20 protein-coding genes and 1 pseudogene are annotated in these 19,837 nt (G+C 61.2%); 10 read left to right on the top strand and 11 right to left on the bottom strand.

Annotated features, from left to right (window positions below):
• Nucleotides 1-186: 186 nt before the first annotated feature.
• A complete protein-coding gene (locus tag AC1DX3_RS20380; RefSeq protein WP_476991176.1) occupies nt 187-1,749 on the top strand; it encodes a carboxylesterase/lipase family protein in 1,563 nt (520 codons plus the stop codon).
• Here the strand turns inward: AC1DX3_RS20380 and AC1DX3_RS20375 are convergent, their stop codons facing one another.
• The 4 genes from AC1DX3_RS20375 to AC1DX3_RS20360 form a co-directional block, all read right to left on the bottom strand.
• Nucleotides 1,750-2,502: a hypothetical protein gene (locus AC1DX3_RS20375; RefSeq protein WP_476991175.1), complete on the bottom strand. Its 753-nt coding sequence runs from the start codon at nt 2,500-2,502 to the stop codon at nt 1,750-1,752.
• Nucleotides 2,499-2,789, bottom strand: a complete 291-nt coding sequence (locus tag AC1DX3_RS20370; RefSeq protein WP_476991174.1) for an HPr family phosphocarrier protein — start codon at nt 2,787-2,789, stop codon at nt 2,499-2,501. Before AC1DX3_RS20370 ends, AC1DX3_RS20375 begins: the two co-directional genes overlap by 4 nt.
• A gap of 82 nt (nt 2,790-2,871) precedes the next feature.
• Nucleotides 2,872-3,276 (bottom strand): PTS sugar transporter subunit IIA, encoded by a 405-nt coding sequence (locus AC1DX3_RS20365; protein WP_476991173.1) that lies wholly within the window; start codon nt 3,274-3,276, stop codon nt 2,872-2,874.
• A gap of 198 nt (nt 3,277-3,474) precedes the next feature.
• On the bottom strand, nt 3,475-3,900 hold the full coding sequence (locus AC1DX3_RS20360; protein WP_476991172.1) for an HPr kinase/phosphorylase: 426 nt from the start codon (nt 3,898-3,900) through the stop codon (nt 3,475-3,477).
• Between the two features lie 122 nt (nt 3,901-4,022).
• On the opposite strand from AC1DX3_RS20360, the gene AC1DX3_RS20355 reads away from it, so the two are divergent.
• Both AC1DX3_RS20355 and AC1DX3_RS20350 read left to right on the top strand, forming a co-directional pair.
• Nucleotides 4,023-4,658: a glutathione S-transferase family protein gene (locus AC1DX3_RS20355; RefSeq protein WP_476991171.1), complete on the top strand. Its 636-nt coding sequence runs from the start codon at nt 4,023-4,025 to the stop codon at nt 4,656-4,658.
• 285 nt (nt 4,659-4,943) lie between these two features.
• Nucleotides 4,944-5,303: a DUF2794 domain-containing protein gene (locus AC1DX3_RS20350; RefSeq protein WP_476991170.1), complete on the top strand. Its 360-nt coding sequence runs from the start codon at nt 4,944-4,946 to the stop codon at nt 5,301-5,303.
• Between the two features lie 58 nt (nt 5,304-5,361).
• Here AC1DX3_RS20350 and AC1DX3_RS20345 read toward each other — a convergent pair whose 3' ends face one another.
• Complete coding sequence (locus tag AC1DX3_RS20345; protein WP_476991169.1) at nt 5,362-6,093, bottom strand: Bax inhibitor-1/YccA family protein; 732 nt, start codon at nt 6,091-6,093, stop codon at nt 5,362-5,364.
• 121 nt (nt 6,094-6,214) lie between these two features.
• Between AC1DX3_RS20345 and AC1DX3_RS20340 the strand changes: the two genes are divergently transcribed.
• The 3 genes from AC1DX3_RS20340 (at nt 6,215) to AC1DX3_RS20330 (ending at nt 8,721) form a co-directional block, all read left to right on the top strand.
• On the top strand, nt 6,215-7,252 hold the full coding sequence (locus tag AC1DX3_RS20340; protein ID WP_476991168.1) for an aldo/keto reductase: 1,038 nt from the start codon (nt 6,215-6,217) through the stop codon (nt 7,250-7,252).
• A gap of 159 nt (nt 7,253-7,411) precedes the next feature.
• Entirely contained in the window at nt 7,412-7,933 is a 522-nt protein-coding gene (locus AC1DX3_RS20335; RefSeq protein ID WP_476991167.1) for a hypothetical protein, read from the top strand.
• Nucleotides 7,930-8,721, top strand: coding sequence for an HpcH/HpaI aldolase/citrate lyase family protein (locus tag AC1DX3_RS20330; RefSeq protein WP_476991166.1), 792 nt, complete (start codon nt 7,930-7,932; stop codon nt 8,719-8,721). The genes AC1DX3_RS20335 and AC1DX3_RS20330 overlap by 4 nt, the downstream gene beginning before the upstream one ends.
• A gap of 395 nt (nt 8,722-9,116) precedes the next feature.
• Here AC1DX3_RS20330 and zapE read toward each other — a convergent pair.
• Both zapE and AC1DX3_RS20320 read right to left on the bottom strand, forming a co-directional pair.
• A pseudogene (zapE, locus tag AC1DX3_RS20325) lies at nt 9,117-10,229 on the bottom strand (cell division protein ZapE); the annotation flags it as partial.
• Nucleotides 10,230-10,668: 439 nt separating this feature from the next.
• Entirely contained in the window at nt 10,669-11,511 is an 843-nt protein-coding gene (locus AC1DX3_RS20320) for an NAD(P)/FAD-dependent oxidoreductase (RefSeq protein WP_476991165.1), read from the bottom strand.
• A 240-nt stretch (nt 11,512-11,751) separates the two neighbouring features.
• On the opposite strand from AC1DX3_RS20320, the gene AC1DX3_RS20315 reads away from it, so the two are divergent.
• The 3 genes from AC1DX3_RS20315 (at nt 11,752) to rarD (ending at nt 14,351) form a co-directional block, all read left to right on the top strand.
• Complete coding sequence (locus tag AC1DX3_RS20315; RefSeq protein ID WP_476991164.1) at nt 11,752-12,165, top strand: response regulator; 414 nt, start codon at nt 11,752-11,754, stop codon at nt 12,163-12,165.
• A gap of 107 nt (nt 12,166-12,272) precedes the next feature.
• A complete protein-coding gene (locus tag AC1DX3_RS20310) occupies nt 12,273-13,304 on the top strand; it encodes an aspartate-semialdehyde dehydrogenase (RefSeq protein ID WP_476991163.1) in 1,032 nt (343 codons plus the stop codon).
• Between the two features lie 87 nt (nt 13,305-13,391).
• Nucleotides 13,392-14,351, top strand: a complete 960-nt coding sequence (rarD, locus tag AC1DX3_RS20305; protein ID WP_476991162.1) for an EamA family transporter RarD — start codon at nt 13,392-13,394, stop codon at nt 14,349-14,351.
• Here rarD and AC1DX3_RS20300 read toward each other — a convergent pair.
• Entirely contained in the window at nt 14,322-15,446 is a 1,125-nt protein-coding gene (locus AC1DX3_RS20300) for a serine hydrolase domain-containing protein (protein WP_476991161.1), read from the bottom strand. The genes rarD and AC1DX3_RS20300 overlap by 30 nt on opposite strands.
• A 318-nt stretch (nt 15,447-15,764) precedes the next feature.
• Between AC1DX3_RS20300 and AC1DX3_RS20295 the strand changes: the two genes are divergently transcribed.
• Nucleotides 15,765-16,172 carry a DUF3597 domain-containing protein gene (locus AC1DX3_RS20295; RefSeq protein WP_476991160.1) on the top strand — a complete coding sequence of 136 codons (408 nt, stop codon included), beginning with the start codon at nt 15,765-15,767 and terminating at the stop codon, nt 16,170-16,172.
• 127 nt (nt 16,173-16,299) lie between these two features.
• Here AC1DX3_RS20295 and pseI read toward each other — a convergent pair whose 3' ends face one another.
• From pseI to pseB, 3 genes are all read right to left on the bottom strand, one after another.
• Nucleotides 16,300-17,352 carry a pseudaminic acid synthase gene (pseI, locus tag AC1DX3_RS20290; protein ID WP_476991159.1) on the bottom strand — a complete coding sequence of 351 codons (1,053 nt, stop codon included), beginning with the start codon at nt 17,350-17,352 and terminating at the stop codon, nt 16,300-16,302.
• Nucleotides 17,349-18,539, bottom strand: a complete 1,191-nt coding sequence (gene pseC, locus AC1DX3_RS20285; RefSeq protein WP_476991158.1) for a UDP-4-amino-4,6-dideoxy-N-acetyl-beta-L-altrosamine transaminase — start codon at nt 18,537-18,539, stop codon at nt 17,349-17,351. The genes pseI and pseC overlap by 4 nt, the downstream gene beginning before the upstream one ends.
• 193 nt (nt 18,540-18,732) lie before the next feature.
• On the bottom strand, nt 18,733-19,785 hold the full coding sequence (pseB, locus tag AC1DX3_RS20280) for a UDP-N-acetylglucosamine 4,6-dehydratase (inverting) (RefSeq protein WP_476991157.1): 1,053 nt from the start codon (nt 19,783-19,785) through the stop codon (nt 18,733-18,735).
• Nucleotides 19,786-19,837 lie beyond the last annotated feature (52 nt).

Here is a 19,837-nt window from a genome sequence, read left to right as displayed (position 1 = left end):
ATGGTATTATGTTACTGTAAAAAGTCGGCCAAATCCGATTCGGAGCGCCGGTTTTTGCCAATCCGGGCCACATCTACTCCGAATCTCGCCCAGGGGGGTGAGCAAACCGGTGACGGCGGTTCCAAACCTTTTTCCTTCCCCTATCGCCATAAGGTTCTATGCTGCGGGAAAATACGGAGGATCGCCATGAAGTTCGTCACCGCCCTCACCCTGGGGTTAGCCCTGGCCGCATCCGCCGCCTGCGCCGGAGAGCCAGTCACCACCGCCACCGGTCAGGTCGCCGGCGTGACCACCGACGGGGTCGAGAGCTTCAAGGGCATACCGTTCGCGGCGCCGCCGGTCGGCGATCTGCGCTGGCGGGCGCCGCAGCCGGCGGCTTCGTGGTCCGGTGTTAAAACGGCCGATGCCCTCGGTCATGACTGCATGCAGGAGCCCTTCAAATACGACGATGCGCCCCTGACCACGACACCTTCGGAAGACTGCCTCTATCTCAATGTCTGGCGCCCGGCGGATGCGACCGCCAAAAAGCTGCCCGTCATTGTGTGGATCTATGGCGGCGGTTTCGTCAACGGCGGCTCGTCGCCGAAAATCTATGACGGCAGCGCCTTTGCCCGCGACGGCGTCATCTTCGTCAGTTTCAATTATCGCCTGGGCCGCTTCGGCTTTTTTGGCTTCCCGGCCCTGACCAAGGCCGACGCCGATCATGGCCTGCTCGGCAATTACGGCTATATGGATCAGATCAAGGCCATGCAGTGGGTCCAGGCCAATATCGCGGCCTTTGGCGGCGATCCGGCCAATGTCACGGTCTTCGGTGAATCGGCCGGCGGCGGGTCGGTGCATATGTTGCTGACCTCGCCGGAAGCCAAGGGCTTATTCGCCCGCGCCATCGTCCAATCGGGCGGCGGCCGAGGCAATCTGCTGGGGCCGCGGCGGCTCAGCGAGGACCAACCGGGCCGGCCGTCGTCCGAGACCTTGGGCGTGCAATTCGCCGTCAAGAATGGGGTGAGCGGGACGGATGGTGAGGCCCTGGCCAAGCTGCGCGCACTCTCGGCCGCTGCGGTGACCGATGGACTGAACTTGGCGACTGGGCCTGAGGGCCGCACCGACGGCGGGCCGACCCAGGACGGCCGCATCGTCGTCGAAGACCCGGCAGCGACCTACCTGGCCGGGCGCGAAGCCCATGTGCCGGTGATGATCGGCGCCACCAGCGCCGACCTCGGCTTCTTCTGGGCCAACAGTAAGGACGAGGCCTTCGCCAGCTTCGGCGACCATGCCGCCCAGGCCAAGGCCGCGTACGATCCCGACGGCACGAAGGACCTGCGCCAAATCAATAGCGAGATCGGTATGGACCGGACGATGGTCGAGCCGGCGCGGTTTGTCGCGGCGACCCTGGCCCAGCAAGGCGTGACCAGCTATGAATTCCGCTTCTCATACACGGCGACACCGAAACGGCCGCAATCGCCCTTGGGCGCGCCTCATGCCAGCGAGGTTCCGTTTGTGATGGACACTATCACGGCGCGTTACGGCGATGCGGCGACCGCCCAGGACCAGGCCGTGGCCAAGGTCATGCATGCCTATTGGGTCAATTTCGCCAAGACCGGCAAGCCGGACGGTGGGGATTTGGCGCCGTGGCCGGTCTATGATGCGGCGGGCGATCAGATCATGGACTTCGGCGCCGACGGAGTGGCCAAGGCCGGGCCCGACGCATGGAAGGCCCGGATGGACGTGACGGCGGCGGTGGCGAAGTAGTTAGAAAAGCGCCTTCGGCAAGGGTTGGGGCGTGCAATAGCCTTGCTCGCCGAAATGGTCGTCACCGTGCTTGCCCATTTCCTCGGCATAGAAGGCGCCGCGGGCCCGATCGAGGGTGATGCGCAGGGCCGCGCCCTTCTTGGTGACGCGGTTGACCAGGTAATAGGCCGTGCCGCTGACCTCGGCCGAACAGGTCGTGTCGAGGCACATGGTGCCGCGGATCAGCGAGTCATAGGCCGGATCGGCGAATAGGAACTTGAAATCGGCATGTTGGTCGGGAAAGACCGGCGACGGGAACAGGTCGATATAGAAGGTGCCCGACGCGATGGTCTTCTTACCGCGCACCTTATGGGTTTCGCAACGCAGGCTGATCTCGGTGACGCCGGGGTTTGCGGCAACAGGTGGTGGCGGTGGCGGAGCTTCGATCGGCTGCACGGGTGTGATGGGCGACGGCGCGATGACGATCGGCGGGTCGGTAATCACTACCGGCGGGGACGCAGCGGGCGGAGGCGAAGCCGGGGTCAGGGCCTTGGCGACATCGGGCGTCAGTTTATAGGTCGTGTAGGGGATCGGGGCGGCCGGGATGGTAGGCGCCGCTTTTTTGGCGACGAGGCGTGGCTTGAGCTTGGGCTTGGCGACCGGCGCAGTGGTGGCTTCGCCCTCGGCCTTGTAGACACCTTCGGCCGCGGCGGGTGACGCCAGGACGGCCGCGGACAGCAAAAGCCAGGCGGTGCGATGGGCCAAACGCGTCATGCCTCTTCGTCGAAACGGTTGCTGACCAATTCGACCAGGGCGGCGACGGCTTCTTGCGCTTGTTCGCCCTCGGCCTCGATCTCGATGCTGGAGCCCTTGGCGGCGGCCAGCATCAACAGGCCCATGATCGACAAGGCGTCGACGCGGTTGTCGTCTTTGATGACGAAAATCTGGGCATTATCGAAAGACGAGGCCAGCTTGACGAATTTGGCCGAGGCGCGGGCGTGAAGCCCCTTATTGTTGCAGATTTCGACCTGGGCCCGCACCGGAAGATCCGTCTCACTCATCAAGGCCCCTCCCGCAGGACATGGTTTCATTGGGGTGTGAAGATGCGAGAATTCGCCTGTTTAGTCCAGTGATTTGTAACGGTCAGTTGTCGCCGGACAGGACGTAGGAGGCGACGGTGACGTATTTCCGGCCGGCTTCCTGGGCGTGGCCGACGCAGGCCGGCAGGTCCTCGTTCTTGCGCAGGGAGGCCAGTTTGATCAACATGGGCAGGTTGATGCCGGCAATGACCTCGGCCTTGGTCTGTTCCATCACCGAGATGGCGAGATTCGACGGCGTGCCGCCGAACATGTCGGTCAGCAGGATGACCCCGTCGCCGGTGTCGTTCTTGAAGGTGGCGTCCAGGATATCCTGGCGACGCTGGCTGACATCGTCTTCGGGGCCGATACAGATGGCGCTCACCTGATTCTGCGGGCCGACCACATGCTCCATCGCCGATACGAACTCGTCGGCGAGTCTGCCATGAGTTACCAGCACCAGTCCGATCATAAATACATAATCCTCGATACCTTCGACCCGGCGCCGATCAGGCTGGACGGGAGGGATTTGATCTTAGTCCCGATTTCTTCGCACTGCAAAAAAAGATTTTCAACAGGGCCGCGCCGGGCTGGTGCGTGACGTTATGGCCACAAACTCCCCTCATGGGCTGTGTTATCTCTAGCGACGATTCTTGACCACGCCAAGACGTTATAATGTCCGCAATTTCGTCACAAGTTTCGGCAGGCTCGACGCCTCGCGCGGGTTGAGGCGCAGTGTCGGGACCTCATGACCCAATATGGGGGTGACCTCGGCTTCCGGCAAGCGCTCGACGGGATCGCTTTGAGCGAAGGCGCAAAGATGGACGCGCGTCAGCCGGCGGATAGGCTCATTGGCAATGCCCTGGCCGCGGATTTCCAATTTGCCGGCAATGGTATCGGGTGGCGCGGCGTAAAGGTAACCGCCGGACGACCACAGGCAGCTATAGTCGTCGCTGACCAGGGACCAGCCGTGTTCGATGGCGCGCAAGGCGAAGTCGCTCTTGCCGACCCCTGAGGGTCCGAGGATCAGAACGCCGCGCCATTCGGGGCCGACGAGAAGGCTCAAGCAGGTGGCGTGGACGACAAGCTTACTCATGCAACGATTTATACAGCGCAGGGTGCGATGCACAAGGCTTGGGGCGATCGGGCCGACATTTTGCCGTGCAGCGCGTGCGAGAGGTGCTATCCTGCCACACACCACATAGTGAGTCCAAAGCCATGCCGACACCCAAAACAGCCATCAAGTTCTACAGCTTCCCGGTTTCCGGACATGCCCATCGCGTCGAGCTGCTCTTGCGTGCGCTGGGTCTTTCGTTCGAGCGCATCGACATGGATCTGGCGGGGAAGCAGCAGAAGAAGCCCGATTTCATCAAGCTCAATCCGTTCGGCCAGATCCCGGTGATCGACGACAACGGCAAGGTCGTGTGGGATTCGGCGGCGATCCTTGTCTATCTGTGCATGACCTATGATCTCAAGGGCGTGTTCATGCCACGCGATCCGCAAAAGATGGCGGAGATTGTCGCCTGGCTGGGCAAGGCGGCCGGGCCGGTCAATTACGGGCTGGCGACGGCGCGGCGCATCAATATCTTCAAGAGCCCGGCCGATATGGCGGCGGCGCAAGCGATCGCCAATGATTTCCTGGGGATTCTGGAAAGCCATCTCGGGCCGCGGCAATGGCTGGTCGGGGACAGCGTCACCATCGCCGATATGGCCTGTTATTCCTATGTCGCCCATGCGCCCGAAGGCGGGATCGACCTGGCGCCCTATGGTCATGTCACGGATTGGCTGAGCCGGTTCCGGCGCTTGCCGTTCTTTGTCCAGATGGCGCGGACCAAGGTGGGTTTGTGGGCGTAAAAAAAGCGCCGTCCCAGGGTAGGGACAGCGCGAATTTAATCTCAGGGGGAAGAAACGTCTGTCAACCAAGGGACCTTACCAGATGCCCGGGGGCTGGGGGGGCTGTTCAGGGGAGGCACCTGAGCAAAATCGCCTTGGCTGACAAGACGAATATGACGGCGACAAACGGCGCTCAAAAGGCCAAATTAAGGTCATTACGCGGCCATTATGTATCGAAACCATAAAGACGCTTGCGTGATTTAAGCTCTGGCGTAAGCTTCACCTGTCCCTGGTGGAATGCGACTCATGAGTGTTCAGGATTTCAGCGGCGCGTTCGGTTCTTCCGGCGGCGCTTCAGGCCCCATAGGCGGGCCGATCTTCTTCGAGCGCAAGGAACTTGACCTGATATTACGGCTATATGGGCGCATGGTGGCGGCCAGTGAAGCGCGCGACTATGCCATCGATACGTTGAGCGACGCGGTGGCCTTCAATATCTTCCGCCGAGCATCAGAAGCGCCCTTGTACCGCATCGAAAAGCGCCCGGCCCTGGCGCGCAAGCAAGGCGCCTTTGCTCTGTTCAATCAGGCGGGCATGATCCTGAAACGTGGTCGCGAACTGGGGCCGGTCCTGGCCGTACTGGATAAAAAGAAATTCGACGTTTTGTAACAAAAAAGCCCTCCGGAATGGCTTCCGAAGGGCTTTTGTTTTCAGGTTTCAGTTCGCTTTAGCGACGGCCGCCCATCAGACGCAAGATGCTGAGGAACAGGTTGATGAAGCTGATATAAAGGCTGAGCGCGCCATAATAGGTCATGGCGGCCAGACCGGCCTGGCTGTTTTCCATCTGATAATAGACTTCTTTCAGCCACTGGGTCTTGTAAGCAATCAGGGCCGAGAAGATCAGGACGCCGAGCGCCGCAACAGCAAAGCTGAGCATCGAGCTTCCGAGGAAGATGTTGACGATCGACGCAATGACCAGACCAAAGACCGCCATCATCAGGAAGCTACCCCAGCCGGACATGTTGATCTTGGTTGTATAGCCGGCGATGCTGAGGGCACCGAAAGCACCCGCGGTGATGAAGAAGGTCGAGGCCAGCGAGCCGCCGGTATAGATCAGGAAGATCGATGCCAGGGACACGCCCATGACGGCGACGAATATCCAATAGAAAAGGGCCATCATCGCGACGTTAAGCGTGCGCATGAACAAGTTCGAAGCCAGGACGAGCCCCAGCGGCGCGATCGCAAAGACCCAGCCGAGCGGCGTATAGCCACGTTCGTTAAACAAAAGCTGGATGAGGACTTGGGTATGAGCGACCGACCAAGCCATGCCGCCGGTGACCAGAAGGCCCAGGGCCATTTTCTGATAGATGCCGAGCAGGAAGCGCTTAAGACCGAGGTCCCTCGCCATATCCTGGACGGTCGGTTTGACCCGTGTATTTTGACCAACAAATTCGTTCATAACTGAACCCCTGTAATGACGTAACGGCTACGGACTTGCGTCCGCCGAGATGAATGTAATATGGGGCTGAGGCGCAAGTGTGGCAAGGGCTTTGTTGTCACGGCGCCGTGAGGATAATCGCATGCACTATTCACCGCTCGGCCGCACCGGTCTCCAGGTTTCGCGCGTCTGTCTCGGCACCATGACGTGGGGGCAGCAAAATACCGAGGCCGAGGGTTTTGCCCAGATGGATTACGCGCTCGAGCGCGGCATCAACTTCTTCGATACGGCCGAGCTCTATTCGATACCGCCCCTACCCCAAACCCAGGGATCGACCGAGACCATTATCGGCAACTGGTTCGCACAAGGTGGGGCGAGACGTGACAAGGTGATCCTGGCGACCAAGATGGCCGGCCGCGCCGACGCCATGACCTGGTTCCGCGGCGGGTCCCGGCACAACCGCGCCCAGATCGAAGAGGCGGTCAATGCCTCGTTGAAGCGGCTGCGGACCGACCATATCGACCTCTATCAGTTGCACTGGCCCGATCGCCGCTTGCAGGGTTTCGGCTTTCACCAGTTCAACGATTATGACAGCGATTATGAGAGCTTTCTCAGTATCCTGGAAAGCCTTGATGTCCAGGTCAAGGCCGGAAAAATCCGTCATATCGGCGTGTCGAACGAGTCGGCCTATGGTGTGATGAAATTCCTGCACGAGGCGGAGGTGCACGGTTTGCCGCGTTTGGCCTCGATTCAAAACGCCTATAGTCTGGTGTCGCGCGCCTTTGACTATGGCCTGGCCGAGGTGGCAATGCGCGAGGATGTCGGGTTACTGGCCTATTCGCCCCTGGCCCAGGGGTATTTGACCGGCAAGTACCGCGGCGGCGCCTTGCCCGCCGGCGCGCGCAAGACGCTGTTCGACCGGCTGCAACGTTACGAAGGTCCGGGCGGGGTCGAGATGGTCGATCGATATGTCGCCCTGGCCGAAGGGTTGGGCATCAAGCCCGAAGCGCTGGCGCTGAAGTTCGTCGATACGCGATCGTTCGTGACCTCGACCATTATCGGCGCCACGACGATGGAACAGCTTAAGGCCAATATCGATGCTTTCGATACGGTGTGGACGGATGAGATGGAGAGGGCTGTGCTGGCCCTGCATCAGTCGCGTCCCAATCCGTGTCCGTAAGTGGCCCCCTCCGTCGCGGACTTCGTTTGCAAGGGCAAACGAGCGCCGCGCCACCTCCCCCGTTTCGCACTGCGTGCTCACAAGGGAGGAGATTAAGGTTTGTTTAGATTACAGATGGCTTGAGTGGGCGTAGGGTCGGATAAACCCGGGAGAGATGTCATGAAGATGCGTTGGTTATTGCCCCTGTTGCTCGTGCCTTCTGTCGCATCGGCGCAAACAGCTCCGCCGCCGGCCCCGTCGGGTTGCGACAGTCCGGAAAGCCATCAGTTCGACTTCTGGGTCGGCACGTGGGAGGTCTTCCCCGCCAAGAAGCCCGACGCCAAGGTCGCCGACAGCCTGATCGAGAAGCTCTATGCCGGTTGCGCGGTGCGTGAGAACTGGATGCCGCTGCAGCCCGGCGCCGGTGGCAGCCTCAATGCCTGGAACCCGACAGAAGGCAAATGGCGCCAGACCTGGCTCGATTCGACGGGCACCTTCGCCGATTTCAAGGGCGGATGGAACGGTACGGCCATGGTCATCGAAGGGACATGGCCGCAGCCCGGCAAACCCAATCAGATCACGCGCATGACCTATACGCCCCTGCCGGACGGCAGTGTCGAGCAGGCGGGCGTCACCTCGGACGATAATGGCGCTAGCTGGCAGCCCGGTTTCGATCTCATCTACCGGCATCCCAAGACATGAAGTTTCGCTCCGTCCTATTCGTTCCCTGCGGCAATGCCCGCGCCATGGCCAAGGCGGCGACGCTGGTTTGCGACGCCCTGATCTTCGATCTCGAAGATGCGGTCGGCGATGGCGAGCGCGACAGCGCCTTGGCGGGTTTGGCTGAGGTTTTGGCGGGTGAGTTTGTCGCCAGGACGGTGCTGGTGCGGGTGCATCCGCAATATCTCGGCGCCATTCACCGCGCCCTGGCCGGCCAGCGCATCGACGGCTTGGTCGTGCCCAAGGTGACGGGGACCGAGGACGTGCGCGGCATACTGACGGCATGGCCGAAAGTGCCGCTGTGGGCGATGATCGAGACGGCGGAGGGGGCCGCCAATCTGTGGGAAATCGCCGGCATGCCTTTGAAAGGCTTGATCGCCGGGCCGAACGACCTGCGCAAGAACCTACGGACGCGCCCGATGCCAGGGCGGCAGGACATCCTGTTCGCCTTGTCGCAGATTGTGCTCTATGGCCGGGCCAACGGGTTGGTGGTGCTCGACGGTGTCTATAATCAGTATACGGACGAGGCAGGCCTTACCGCCGAATGCGAGCAGGGCCGCAGTTTGGGTTTCGACGGCAAGACCTTGATCCACCCGTCCCAGGTCGCGCCATGCGAAAAGGCGTTTAGTCCGTCGGAAGCGGAGATGACTTGGGCGCATGCGGTTGTGGCGGCGTTCGAAGGTTCGAGCGCCGGCGTCTTGCCGGTGAATGGCGAGATGATCGAACGCCTGCATCTGGAGCAGGCGAAAGCGATATTGAGCCAGGCTTAGGCTGGTTGGCTACCCATATAGCGGCGGGCGAATTCGGCCGGGGCGACATAGTCGACATGGACCGACACGTGGTGGTCGCCGTGGCGGTGGCCGAAGGCATTGAGCGCGCCCTTGATCTCGGCCTGCAGGGCATCGCGCGTCAGGGTCTGGCCGGCGACGTCGAAGGTGTTCTGGTCGGGCAAGACAACCGAGAAACTACGGGCGTCGCGGTCTTCCTGACCGAAGAAGATGAAGGGTGAGACGTCGTCGGGCGCGCCCAGGCTATAGGTCGCCAGATCCGACAGATTGGTGCTGACATGACGGAAGGTCAGGGTGCCGTCATCATTGGTCGCATTATAGTCGTRCTTGTCGTAGTGATAGGGCGACGGCGTGTGCGGCAGGCTGTGGCGCGAAGCGTCGTGAGCGCGCGCCAGGTAATCTTCCGACCGCATTTCTTCGAGGCGCGATACGGTGCGTTCGAACTCAAAGGCGCCGTCGCCCGTCGGGTAAAGCTGGGCCGGCTCGGCCGCGGCCAGGATCACCGTCTTTGTCTGGGCCTCATACAATGCATCGATGAGGGTGACGAAGCGGCGGGCTTCGTTGCGATTGGCCGGCGACAGTAGCGGCACATTTTCGATGAAGACCGTGGTGAAACGTTCGGCGATGGCGAGATAATCGGCCGGGCCGTTGGCGGCGCCGCACAGTTCGGCGAAGGTGGCGCGCAGCAGCGGCCCGGCAGCGCGTTTGAAGCTGAACTTGCGCTCATTGACTGTCAGCATGGCCTCGCGTTCTGAGGTCAGTTTGGTCATATCGGCCCACAGGGCGTTGAAACCAGTCAGGGATTCCGGCGCCGTGGTCGGGAAGAAATAGGTCTTGGCGCCGCGCAGGCGATCGAGGCGGAAGTCTTTCGGACCGTCGACCTCGATGACGTCGCAGCGCGCCTTGATCATTTCGATAAAGGGCACAAACAGGTCGCGATTGGGACCGTCCTTGTAGAGATCGTCGGGCGGGCGATTGGAGGTGGCGACCAGGACGACCTTTTGGGCGAACAAGGCTTCGAACAGGCGACCAAGAATAACGGCGTCGGCGATGTCGGTGACCTGGAGCTCGTCGAAGCACAGCAGTTGCGATTGTTTGGCGAGCAGCTTGGCGACCGGGGCGATCGGATCGTCGCCCTTGTGGGTGCCGAAGATCGATTTGCGCGTCTTGGTGTCGCTTTCGCGCCATTTGCGGATCAGGTGGTGGACCTGGGACATGAAGGCATGAAAGTGGACGCGGGTCTTTTTCTCGACATGGGCATTGTCGAAGAACAGATCCATCATCATCGACTTGCCACGGCCAGGAGGTCCCCAGAGATATAGGCCATAGACACGCGGCCGCATGCCCAGCAGAAAACGCCACCACGAATGGCTTTGGCGGATCTTGCGATGAAGCATGGAAAAGGCGTCGATGGCCGCTTTCTGAGCGACATCGGCCTTCAATTCCCCGGACTTTAACAGCCGTCTGTACTCGGATCTGATACTTGGCATCAGTTTTTGGGCATCTATCTTTGCTTTGCGCGCCGCCGGCGCTGCCACCACCTTATGTGGGCACCTTAGCGGAAACGCTTCAAGATCGCGTTAAAAAATGCTGCACATGCGTGAAGAAGGTGGCGGGCTGTGGGATTTGGGGAACAGCTTGGTTTGTTGGGACGGCGGGTGGGCGGACCATTCGGAGTAGCCTGGGCGGCTTTGCCGGGATTCCCGCGCTCCGAATAGATATCCAATTGATATTATTGATATTTATTTCGAATTCGGAGTGCGCGTTATGGGTTGGAGAGCGGCTTGGGTGCGACAATCCGAGCCAAGATCACTCCGTTGAGGGCCGAACGGACCATGTGATTGGCGGTTATGCCTCAATCGGAGTGTTGGCATAGAAAGCAAGAAACCCCACCACCGACGCGCAAGAGCGCGTCGGTGGTGGGGTTTCTTACTTTTCCAGTCGCAGCGATATCTGTTTGGCGACCTGGATGCCGTGGGCGCAGGCGGTCGTGACGCAGGGGTGCCAATAGTCGGTGACTTCGCCACAGGCGAAGACGCCGGGGATGCTGGTTTCGCCGAAGCGGTCGACCTCGATATAGCCGTCGCGCTGGCGCAGGTCCAAGCCGTCGGGCACCACCGCCTTGAAACCGTACATGACACCGAAGGCGTCAAAGGCGTCATTATTGACTGTCATCGATTTCTGTTCGGCGCGGTAAGGGCCAGCAAGGACCGTGACGTCCTTGATAAGGTCCTGCAGCAGGCCCTGGGCGCACGGCGGCGAACGCGTAAAAACCGTCACCTCGCCGCCGCGGTCGCGGACGAAACGCGCCTGGTCGAAGGCATTGTCGCCGCCGCCCAGGATCGCCACCCGGCGGCCTGTTACATTCAGGGATTCCATGGCGACGCCAGGCCCGATGGCGACATTGTGTGCCGCTTTGAAACCGCCGGTGCGCGGCGTCGAACCGGTGGCGATGACAAGATGGGGTGCACGGAACACGCCTTGGGCTGTTGTGACCTCGCGGCCGTCCGGTGACACGCTCAAGGCACGACAGTTCAGCCGCGGGTCGACGCCTACGGAGCGGGCATGGTGGGCAAGTGAGGCCGCGACCTGCTGACCCGTCTTGCCCTCGACTCCGGGTATCCACAAATTCTCATACGGGCTGCGGGTTTGCAGGCCGCCCAGCCCATTCGAGGCCTCGAGCAGGACGCAAGACACGCCCAGTTTGCGCAGCCAGATGGCGCAACTCACGCCTGCCGGACCGCCGCCGATAATGATCACGTCCATGTTCATGCAGATTTCTTTACGATTTCGCCGAGTCCGGACAATCGCAATTTGTCGTGATTGTGTACGGTTTGGCGCACAACCCCTTGTGTGGGCACGGTTTATGCACGGATTCGGCCAATGAAAAACCACACTGGCGATATAAAAAAGCAATGTGGATATTCATCTTTGAACAAGACACATAATGTATAAGATTGTTACGGGGCCGAATCAGTAAGCGTAATGCGCCCCGCGGGAAGGAGTAAGGTTGTGAGACTGTTGTGCGTTGAAGACAATTCGACCCTGCGTAAGATGATCGATCTCATGCTGGCAACGACGGGTATCGATGTCGACTTTGCCGAAAACGGTGCCGAAGCCGTGGAAGCGTATCAGGTGAATGAGTACGATGCCGTCCTGATGGACATGGAAATGCCGGTCAAGTCGGGTTTGCAGGCGGCCAAGGAAATCCGTCAGATGGAAGACGGCTTTCTGCTCGGTTATACACCGATCCTTTTTCTGAGCGGCAATACCGACGATGAGCATATCGACCAGGCGCGCGAAGCCGGCGGCGATGGCCATCTGGTGAAGCCGTTTACCTCCGAATCGCTGATCGGCGCCCTTGATCGCGTCCTGCGCACCACGCGCCCGAGCGGTCTCGACGGCATGCTGATGGCTGCCAGATAGCAGGCATAAACTGCCAAATTAGTTATTTGCCCTTGTAAAATGGCGGGAAAAGCGTCATTTGCGCGCTTGCGTGAATGTGCCGCGCACAGTTTTATCAGGAGCTCAAGATGGGTTATCGGGTCGCCGTTGTCGGCGCCACCGGCGCTGTGGGTCGCGAAATGATGGCGATCCTCGAAGAGGTCAATTTCCCGATCTCGGAAATTTACGCGGTTGCATCGCGTAAATCGCTCGGCGTGGAAGTCTCCTTCGGCACACGCACCCTGAAATGCCAGAATCTCGAAACCTTCGACTTCACCAAGGTCGATATTGTGCTGATGAGCGCCGGCGGCGCCGTGTCGCGCGAATGGTCGCCGAAAATCGGCGCCCAGGGTCCCATCGTCATCGACAATTCGTCCGTCTGGCGCATGGATCCCGACGTGCCGCTGATCGTGCCGGAAGTGAACCCGGACGATATCTGGCTGGCCACGAAAAAGAACATCATCGCCAATCCGAACTGCTCGACCGCGCAACTGGTCCTGGTCCTGAAGCCGTTGCACGATGTCGCCCCGATCAAGCGCGTCGTCGTCTCGACCTATCAATCGGTCAGCGGCGCCGGCAAGGAAGGCATGGACGAGCTTTGGGATCAAACCAAGGCCCTCTACGGCATGGGCGACAAGACGCCCAAGAAATTCCCGAAGCAGATCGCCTTTAACCTCATCCCGCACATCGGCAGCTTCATGGAAGACGGCTATACCGATGAAGAAGCCAAGATGTGGAACGAGACGCACAAGATGATCGATCCGACGATCAACCTGACCGTCACCTGCGTGCGCGTACCGGTCTTCGTCGGCCATTCGGAATCGGTCAATATCGAGTTCGAAGAGCCGATGGACGAGGCCATGGCCCGTGAAATCCTGCGTGAAGCGCCGGGCGTCTCGGTCATCGATAAACGTGAAGCCGGTGGTTATGTGACCCCGATCGAAGTGGTCGGCGAGTTCGACGCCTATGTATCGCGTATCCGCAACGACACCACTGTGCCCTACGGCATCAATCTGTGGGTCGCGGCGGACAACCTGCGCAAAGGCGCGGCGCTCAATGCCGTCCAGATCGCACAATTGCTCGACCAACGCGGCGTCATTACAGCGAAAGCCGACGCCTGAGGGACTTGAGATTTTTGCAAGCTTTGAAGCTGGCGGAACTCAGGTTTCGCCAGCTTTTTTATTTTCTAAATGCCTTGGGGGCACGTTATGTCGTCGTCTGCCGGTTCCGTTAGTTCACCCCTGCTCTCGCCCGTCGGCCTGGCCGTCATGTGCTATGCCATCTGGGGCTTCGTGCCGCTATTCTACATGCCGATCCATGCGTTCGGCGGCGGGGCCGTCGAAATCATTGCCCATCGTTCGGTGTGGGCCCTGGTGTGGGCCGGCGGTCTGGTCTGGGCGACGAAGCAATGGCCCGAGGTTGCCGCGGCCTTCTGCTCGCCGCACCTGCGCTGGATGCTGCTGCTGACCTCGGCGCTGGTGGCGGCCAATTGGGGCATCTATGTCTGGGCGGTGACCAACGGCCACACCGTCGAATCCGCCTTGGGCTACTATCTCAATCCGGTGCTCAACATGGCGGCCGGCGCGTTGTTGTTCCGCGAACGGCTGGATAATTGGGGCAAGGGCGCCATTGCGCTGGCCGTTATCGGCGTCATCATTCAGGCCGTGGCCATAGGCCATGTGCCGTGGATCGCGCTCAGCCTGGCCGTCAGTTTCGGCAGCTACGGCATCCTGCGCAAGCAATTGCCGGTCAATGCTCTGGCCGGGCTGTTCGTCGAGTGCGTCTACCTGTTTTTGCCGGCTCTGATCTATATCGTGTGGTTCGAAGCGACCGGCCAGGGGCACTTCTTCCTGCATCCCACCAACGCCTTCTGGTTCCTGCTGACCGGACCGGTGACGGTGTTGCCGCTGGCTTTGTTTGCCTATGTCGCCCGGCGATTGCCGCTATCGACCATGGGCTTTATTCAATTTATCGGGCCGACGATTACGTTTGCGATCGGGTTGTACCAGGGTGAGCCGTTTACCGTGCTGCGTGGTGTGTCGTTTGCGTTTATTTGGTTGGGCGCCCTGGTATTTGCGTTTGGGGCGTGGAGAAGATTGAAGGATTTAAGGCGAGGGGGCACAGCCCCCTCGACCCCATTACAAAGCGGCGTAGAGGGCGTTGATTAGGCCGACGGGGCGTGGGTCGCCCAGGAGGTAGGCGGATTGTTTGGTCATGACGTAACCGGCGGACAGGCGTTTGTCGGGGTCGGCCATGACACAGGAACCGCCCCAGCCGCTGTGGCCGACGGCGGAGGGGTTGGTGCCGTAGATGTTCAGGCCTTTGTTGCGCAGGAAGCCGGCGGCCCAGGACAGCTTGAATGGCAGGACGCGGTCCATGCCATAGACCCGTTCGCGGGTGGCGCGGGCCAGGCCGTCGGGCGAAATCACGCTCTGGCCGTCGATCTTGCCGCCATTGGCGACCGCGCCCAAAAGCCTGGCCAGGCCCAAGGCCGTGGCGTGGGCATTGGCCGAGGGTATCTCCATGCGCCGCCACACGTCCGAACCGCGACCGGCCGGGGCCGAACCGCGATCGAGGAAAGCCGCCTGCTTGATGGCGTCGATCGTGCCGAGATCCGGCGCCGAGGACGGCTTCTGCATCTGGGCGACGCGCGGGGCCTCTTCGTCGGGCGTGCCGATGAAGACATCGAGCTTGAACGGCTTGGCAAGGTCGTCGCGCAGGGCGGTGCCTAAGCTGCGGCCATCGATGCGGCGGAAGACTTCGCCGACCAGATAGCCGCCGGCGACGGGATGATAACCCGATCCCTCCCCCACCGGCCACAACGGCGCCTGTTTGCAGAGGGCGTCTAACGTCGCTTGGACGTCAAACCAGATGCTCGGGTCCTGGGGCGGCGAAAAGCCTGACAGGCCGCCTTGGTGCGAGATCAATTGACCGACCGTGATGGCGGCCTTGCCGTTCTGGCCGAACTCGGGCCAGATTTTCGCCACCGGCGTCTCGTAGTCGAGCTTGCCCGTATCGACCAGACGCGCCACCATCAGCGCCATGACCGCCTTGCCGGTCGAAAACACCGGCGTCAGGGTATCGGCGGCGAACGGTTTGGCGCCTTCGCGGTCGGCTGTACCGGCCCAGATGTCGAGGACGACCTCATCGGCGATGACGGCGGTAAAGCGTGCCCCGCGTTCGGCGCCATTGGCGAAATTGGCGGCGAAGGCGTCCTTGACGGCGGCGAATTTGGGCGGGCAGATACCGCTGATCTCGGTCATGAAAGGCCTCTGATGTCTGTGTCCTGCCGTATATAGCGTGTCCGCTTGAATTGCACAGGCGGAAAGTAGGGTTTGCGTTTGCGGCGCACAGAGGAAGGAGGGATCCACAGATCAGCCAGATAAGAACAGATGGCGCTGCGCGCCTGAAATTAGCCTGCGGCGTTGGGGGATTGCCCTGACATCTGTCCTTATCTGGCTTATCTGTGGATCGCAAAATCTTAAGCTTCCAGTCCACCACAGCGACGAAAGCCTATCGCATTTTTATCGCAAACGGCTGCTACGGTGGCGCCGAGGGTGGGGTCATTTCAGGAGGCGGTCATGGGTATCTTCAGCAGCATCAAGGATTTCATCTTCGGCAAGCATCCGGCGGCTCACGCGCCGGCCGGACAGGCGATACCCGTGCCTCAGGCAACATCGGAAGCGATCGCGCCGGCCACGACCATGGCGCCGGCACCGACCGTGGCGGAAATGGAGCCGGTCGATGTCGCGGCCATTCTAGACGCCCAGGCGGCGCAGCATGGCGAAAAGCTCAATTGGCGGACCTCGATCGTCGATCTGATGAAGCTATGCGGGTTGGATTCGAGCCTGGAGCACCGCAAGGCCTTGGCCAAGGAGCTGGGTTATCAGGGCGATATCAGAGACTCGGCGGCGATGAATATCTGGCTGCACGCCGAGGTCATGGATCAGTTGGCGCAAAGCGGCGGCAAGGTGCCGGCGAACCTTTAATGATCGGGTCAAGGGTCGGCGCCCCCGGGATGCTAGCACCCTTGACCTCCCCTTCGCCAAGGCTTCGGGCGACAGGCCTGAGGCTCTTGAAATTTTCGGCGCGTCCTTTGAAAAATGGGCAGGTGACTCAGGCGATCATTTCATCCGCCAGGGGTTCGCCGCGGGCGATGTCGCGTGAGGCGGTTTTGCCAAGCACGTCCCACAGGCGGACCGGCGGCAGGCCGAGGCCCGGGCGGATGGAGCGCACATTGGCCTTGGTCAGTTCTTCGCCCTTTTTGATATCGGCGACGACATAGAGCGAACGGCGGAAGGTTTTCGAGCCGCGTTCCGAGCCCAGAGTATCGTAGTGGACACGGCCGAGCGCCTTATGGGCGTCCTTGCAATCGCGGACCAGGGCGGTGAACTCGGCCGGTTCCAGCGAAAAACCCGAATCCGGGCCGCCGTCGGCGCGGGCCAGGGTGAAGTGCTTTTCGATAACGCAGGCACCCAGAGCGACGGCCGCGACCGAGGCCGCCGTGCCGAAGGTATGGTCGGAAAGGCCGGACGGGCATTCGAACTTGCGGCCGAGGTCGGGCACGGTGCGGACATTGGCGTCATTGATATCGGCGGGATATTCCGAAACACAATGCAGCAGGACCAGTTCGCCGGAACCGTATTTGCGCGCGGTTTGGACGGCGGCGTTGATTTCGGCGTCATTGGCCATGCCGGTCGACATGATCAGCGGCTTGCCCTTTGAGGCGGCATAGGCGACGAGCGGCAGGTCGACCAGCTCGAACGAGGCGATCTTGAAGGCCGGGGCGTTCAGGGCATCGAGCATGTCGACGGCGGTGTCGTCGAAGGGCGAGGAGAACATGGTGACGCCACGTTGGGCGGCCCGTTCGAAGAGGGCCGGGTGCCAGTCCCACGGGGTGTGGGCTTCGTTATAGAGGTCGTAGAGCGAATAGCCGTCCCACAGGCCGCCATGGAGTTGGAATTCCGGTCGGTCGGATTTCAAGGTGATGGTGTCGGCCGTATAGGTTTGCAGCTTGATGGCGTCGCAGCCGGTCTCGGCCGCCGCGTCGATCATGGTCAGGGCGCGGTCGAGGCTGCCGTTATGATTGCCGGACAGTTCGCAAATGACATAGGGCGAGTGGGCGGAGCCGATCTTGCGGCCGGCAATGGTGATTTCGAAATCGCTCATAGGCCTAGAACCTCTTGCAGAGCCTGGATTACGCGCGTCGGATCGCCGGGGTTCATGTCGGCATAGAGCGGCAGGGACAGGGTCGATTGATAGAATTGATCCGCGTACGGAAGATGGCGTTGGCCAAGGGCGTGTTTTTGCCAATAGGGCTGGCGATGCACCGGGGCGTAATGGACCTGGGAGCCGATGCCGCGGTTTTTCAGGCCCTTCATGACCTGGGCTCGGGTAAGGCCGGCGGCCTTGAAGTCGATAGTAACAGCCATGAGGTGGAAGACCGGCGCGGTATGCGGTGACGGCAGGGTCCAGGTCACCGGCATGTTGGTGCCGGCCAGGGCTTTACTGTATTCGGCGACGAGCATGGCGCGTTTGGCGGCGAAATCGGGCAAGCGTTCGAGCTGGGAGACGCCCAGCGCGCAGTTGAGATCCGGCAGACGGTAATTGAAGCCCAGTTGCTGCATCTCATAGACCCAGGGGCCTTTTTCATCGTCGATGCCGAGCCCTGTGAAGCGGGCTGGATCGCGTTCGATGCCGTGGGAGCGCATCATGCGCAGGTAGCGGGCGCGTTCGGGGTCATTGGTGGTGATGGCGCCGCCCTCGCCCGTCGTCAGGGTCTTGACCGGGTGGAAGGAGAAACAGGCCATATCCGAGGTGCGGCAGGAACCGACCTTGCCTTGCAGGCCGGTCGTGCCGATGGCGTGGCAGGCGTCTTCGAGGACGAAGGCGCCGTGTTCGCCGCAGACATGGGAAATGTGGGTCAGGTCGACGGGGCGGCCGGCATAGTGAACGGGCACGACGCCTTTGAAGCGGTAGCCGGGATAGTCGCGGGCGATCAGGGCCAGGGCATCGTTGAAGGCTTGATCCGTGATGAGGCCGGTGTGGGGGTCGACATCGGCGAAAACAACCTGCGCGCCGCAATAGGCGACGCAATTGGCCGAGGCCGCGAAGGTGATGGCCGGGACGATGACGACGTCTTTCGGTCCCAGGTTTTCCGACAGCATGGCAACGTGGAGGGCGGCCGTGCCATTGGCAACGACGACGGCTTCCTTGGCGCCGACAGCGGCGGCCAGGCCGGCTTCGAAGCGGTCGACCATGGGTCCGGTCGTGAGATAGTCCGAACGCAGAACATCGACGACGGCCTGGATATCGGCTTCGCTGATCGATTGACGGCCGTAAGGTAAAAACGTCATAGCCAATGTCCCATGAGACGAGGCCCCTTCCGCCGGGACGGGTTCCGCCTCGCCTACTCGTCTTTCAGGTTAGGCGACAAAAGTTAACAGCCGGTCGCCTGTTTTAGCTCAAGCGCCGCATGGCTCGCCGCATCGGCGGCGGCGGGCGCTTGCCCGCTGCCAACGGCGATGAGCAAGCTCAGCGCCGCTGGTGTTATTCCATATAGGCTTTCATCATGCCGCGAATGCCGTCGGCGTCGAGGCGTTCTTCGTTGATGTCGGAGGCGTAGTAGAAGCCTTCGGGGACCTTCTTGACGCCGCGAACCTTGGAGAAGCTCTTGCGGGTATATTCGACGAATTCGGGCTCGATGACGTAGCGATCGTCGAGCTCCCAGGTCGAGCGCGAGTCGTCGGCGGAGATCATCATTTCGTGCAGCTTTTCGCCGGGGCGGATACCGATAACGGTGTGGCCGGCCTTGGGCGCCATGGCGGTCGCCAGGTCGGTGACCAGGGTGGCGGGGATTTTCGGCACGAAGATTTCACCGCCCTGGGTCAGTTCCATGCAGGAGAGGACGAAGGCAACACCCTGGTCCAGCGAAATCCAGAAGCGGGTCATGCGGGTATCGGTGATCGGCAGGTCCTTGGCGCCCTTGTCGAGCAGGCGTTTGAAGAAGGGCACCACCGAGCCGCGGGAGCCGACGACATTGCCGTAACGGACGACGCAGAAGCGTGAGCCGATATCACCGGACAGGTTGTTGGCGGCGACGAAGATCTTGTCCGAGGCCAGTTTGGTGGCGCCGTAGAGATTGATCGGCGAACAGGCCTTGTCGGTCGACAGGGCGACGATGCGCTGGACGCGGTTGTGCAGGCAGGCCCAGACGACGTTTTCGGCGCCGTTGATATTGGTGGCAATACATTCCGACGGGTTGTATTCGGCCGCCGGCACCTGTTTCAGCGCGGCGGCGTGGATGACGACATCGACGCCGCGAAAGGCCAGTTGCAAACGCTGGCGGTCGCGGACGTCGCCGAGGAAGAAGCGCAGTTTCGCCAGTTTGTCGGCCGTGAAATGGTCTTCCAGGTCGCAACGCATATCGTATTGCTTGAGCTCGTCGCGCGAGAAGATGATGACCTTTTTCGGGTCGAAATCACGTAACAGGGTTTGGGTCATCTTGCGGCCGAACGAGCCGGTGCCGCCGGTGATCAGCACGGTCTTGCCCTTGACGGGGTCGGTTTGCGGCGCGAAGTCGCGGTACAGGGAAGCGGTCATGGAGCCTACGCGAAACGGGTGAGTTGCGCGCATGGTGACGGCTGCCGGTTAA

This window comes from Asticcacaulis sp. P2_B1 (assembly GCF_056404915.1).
This window is presented reverse-complemented; position numbering and strand designations above follow the sequence as displayed.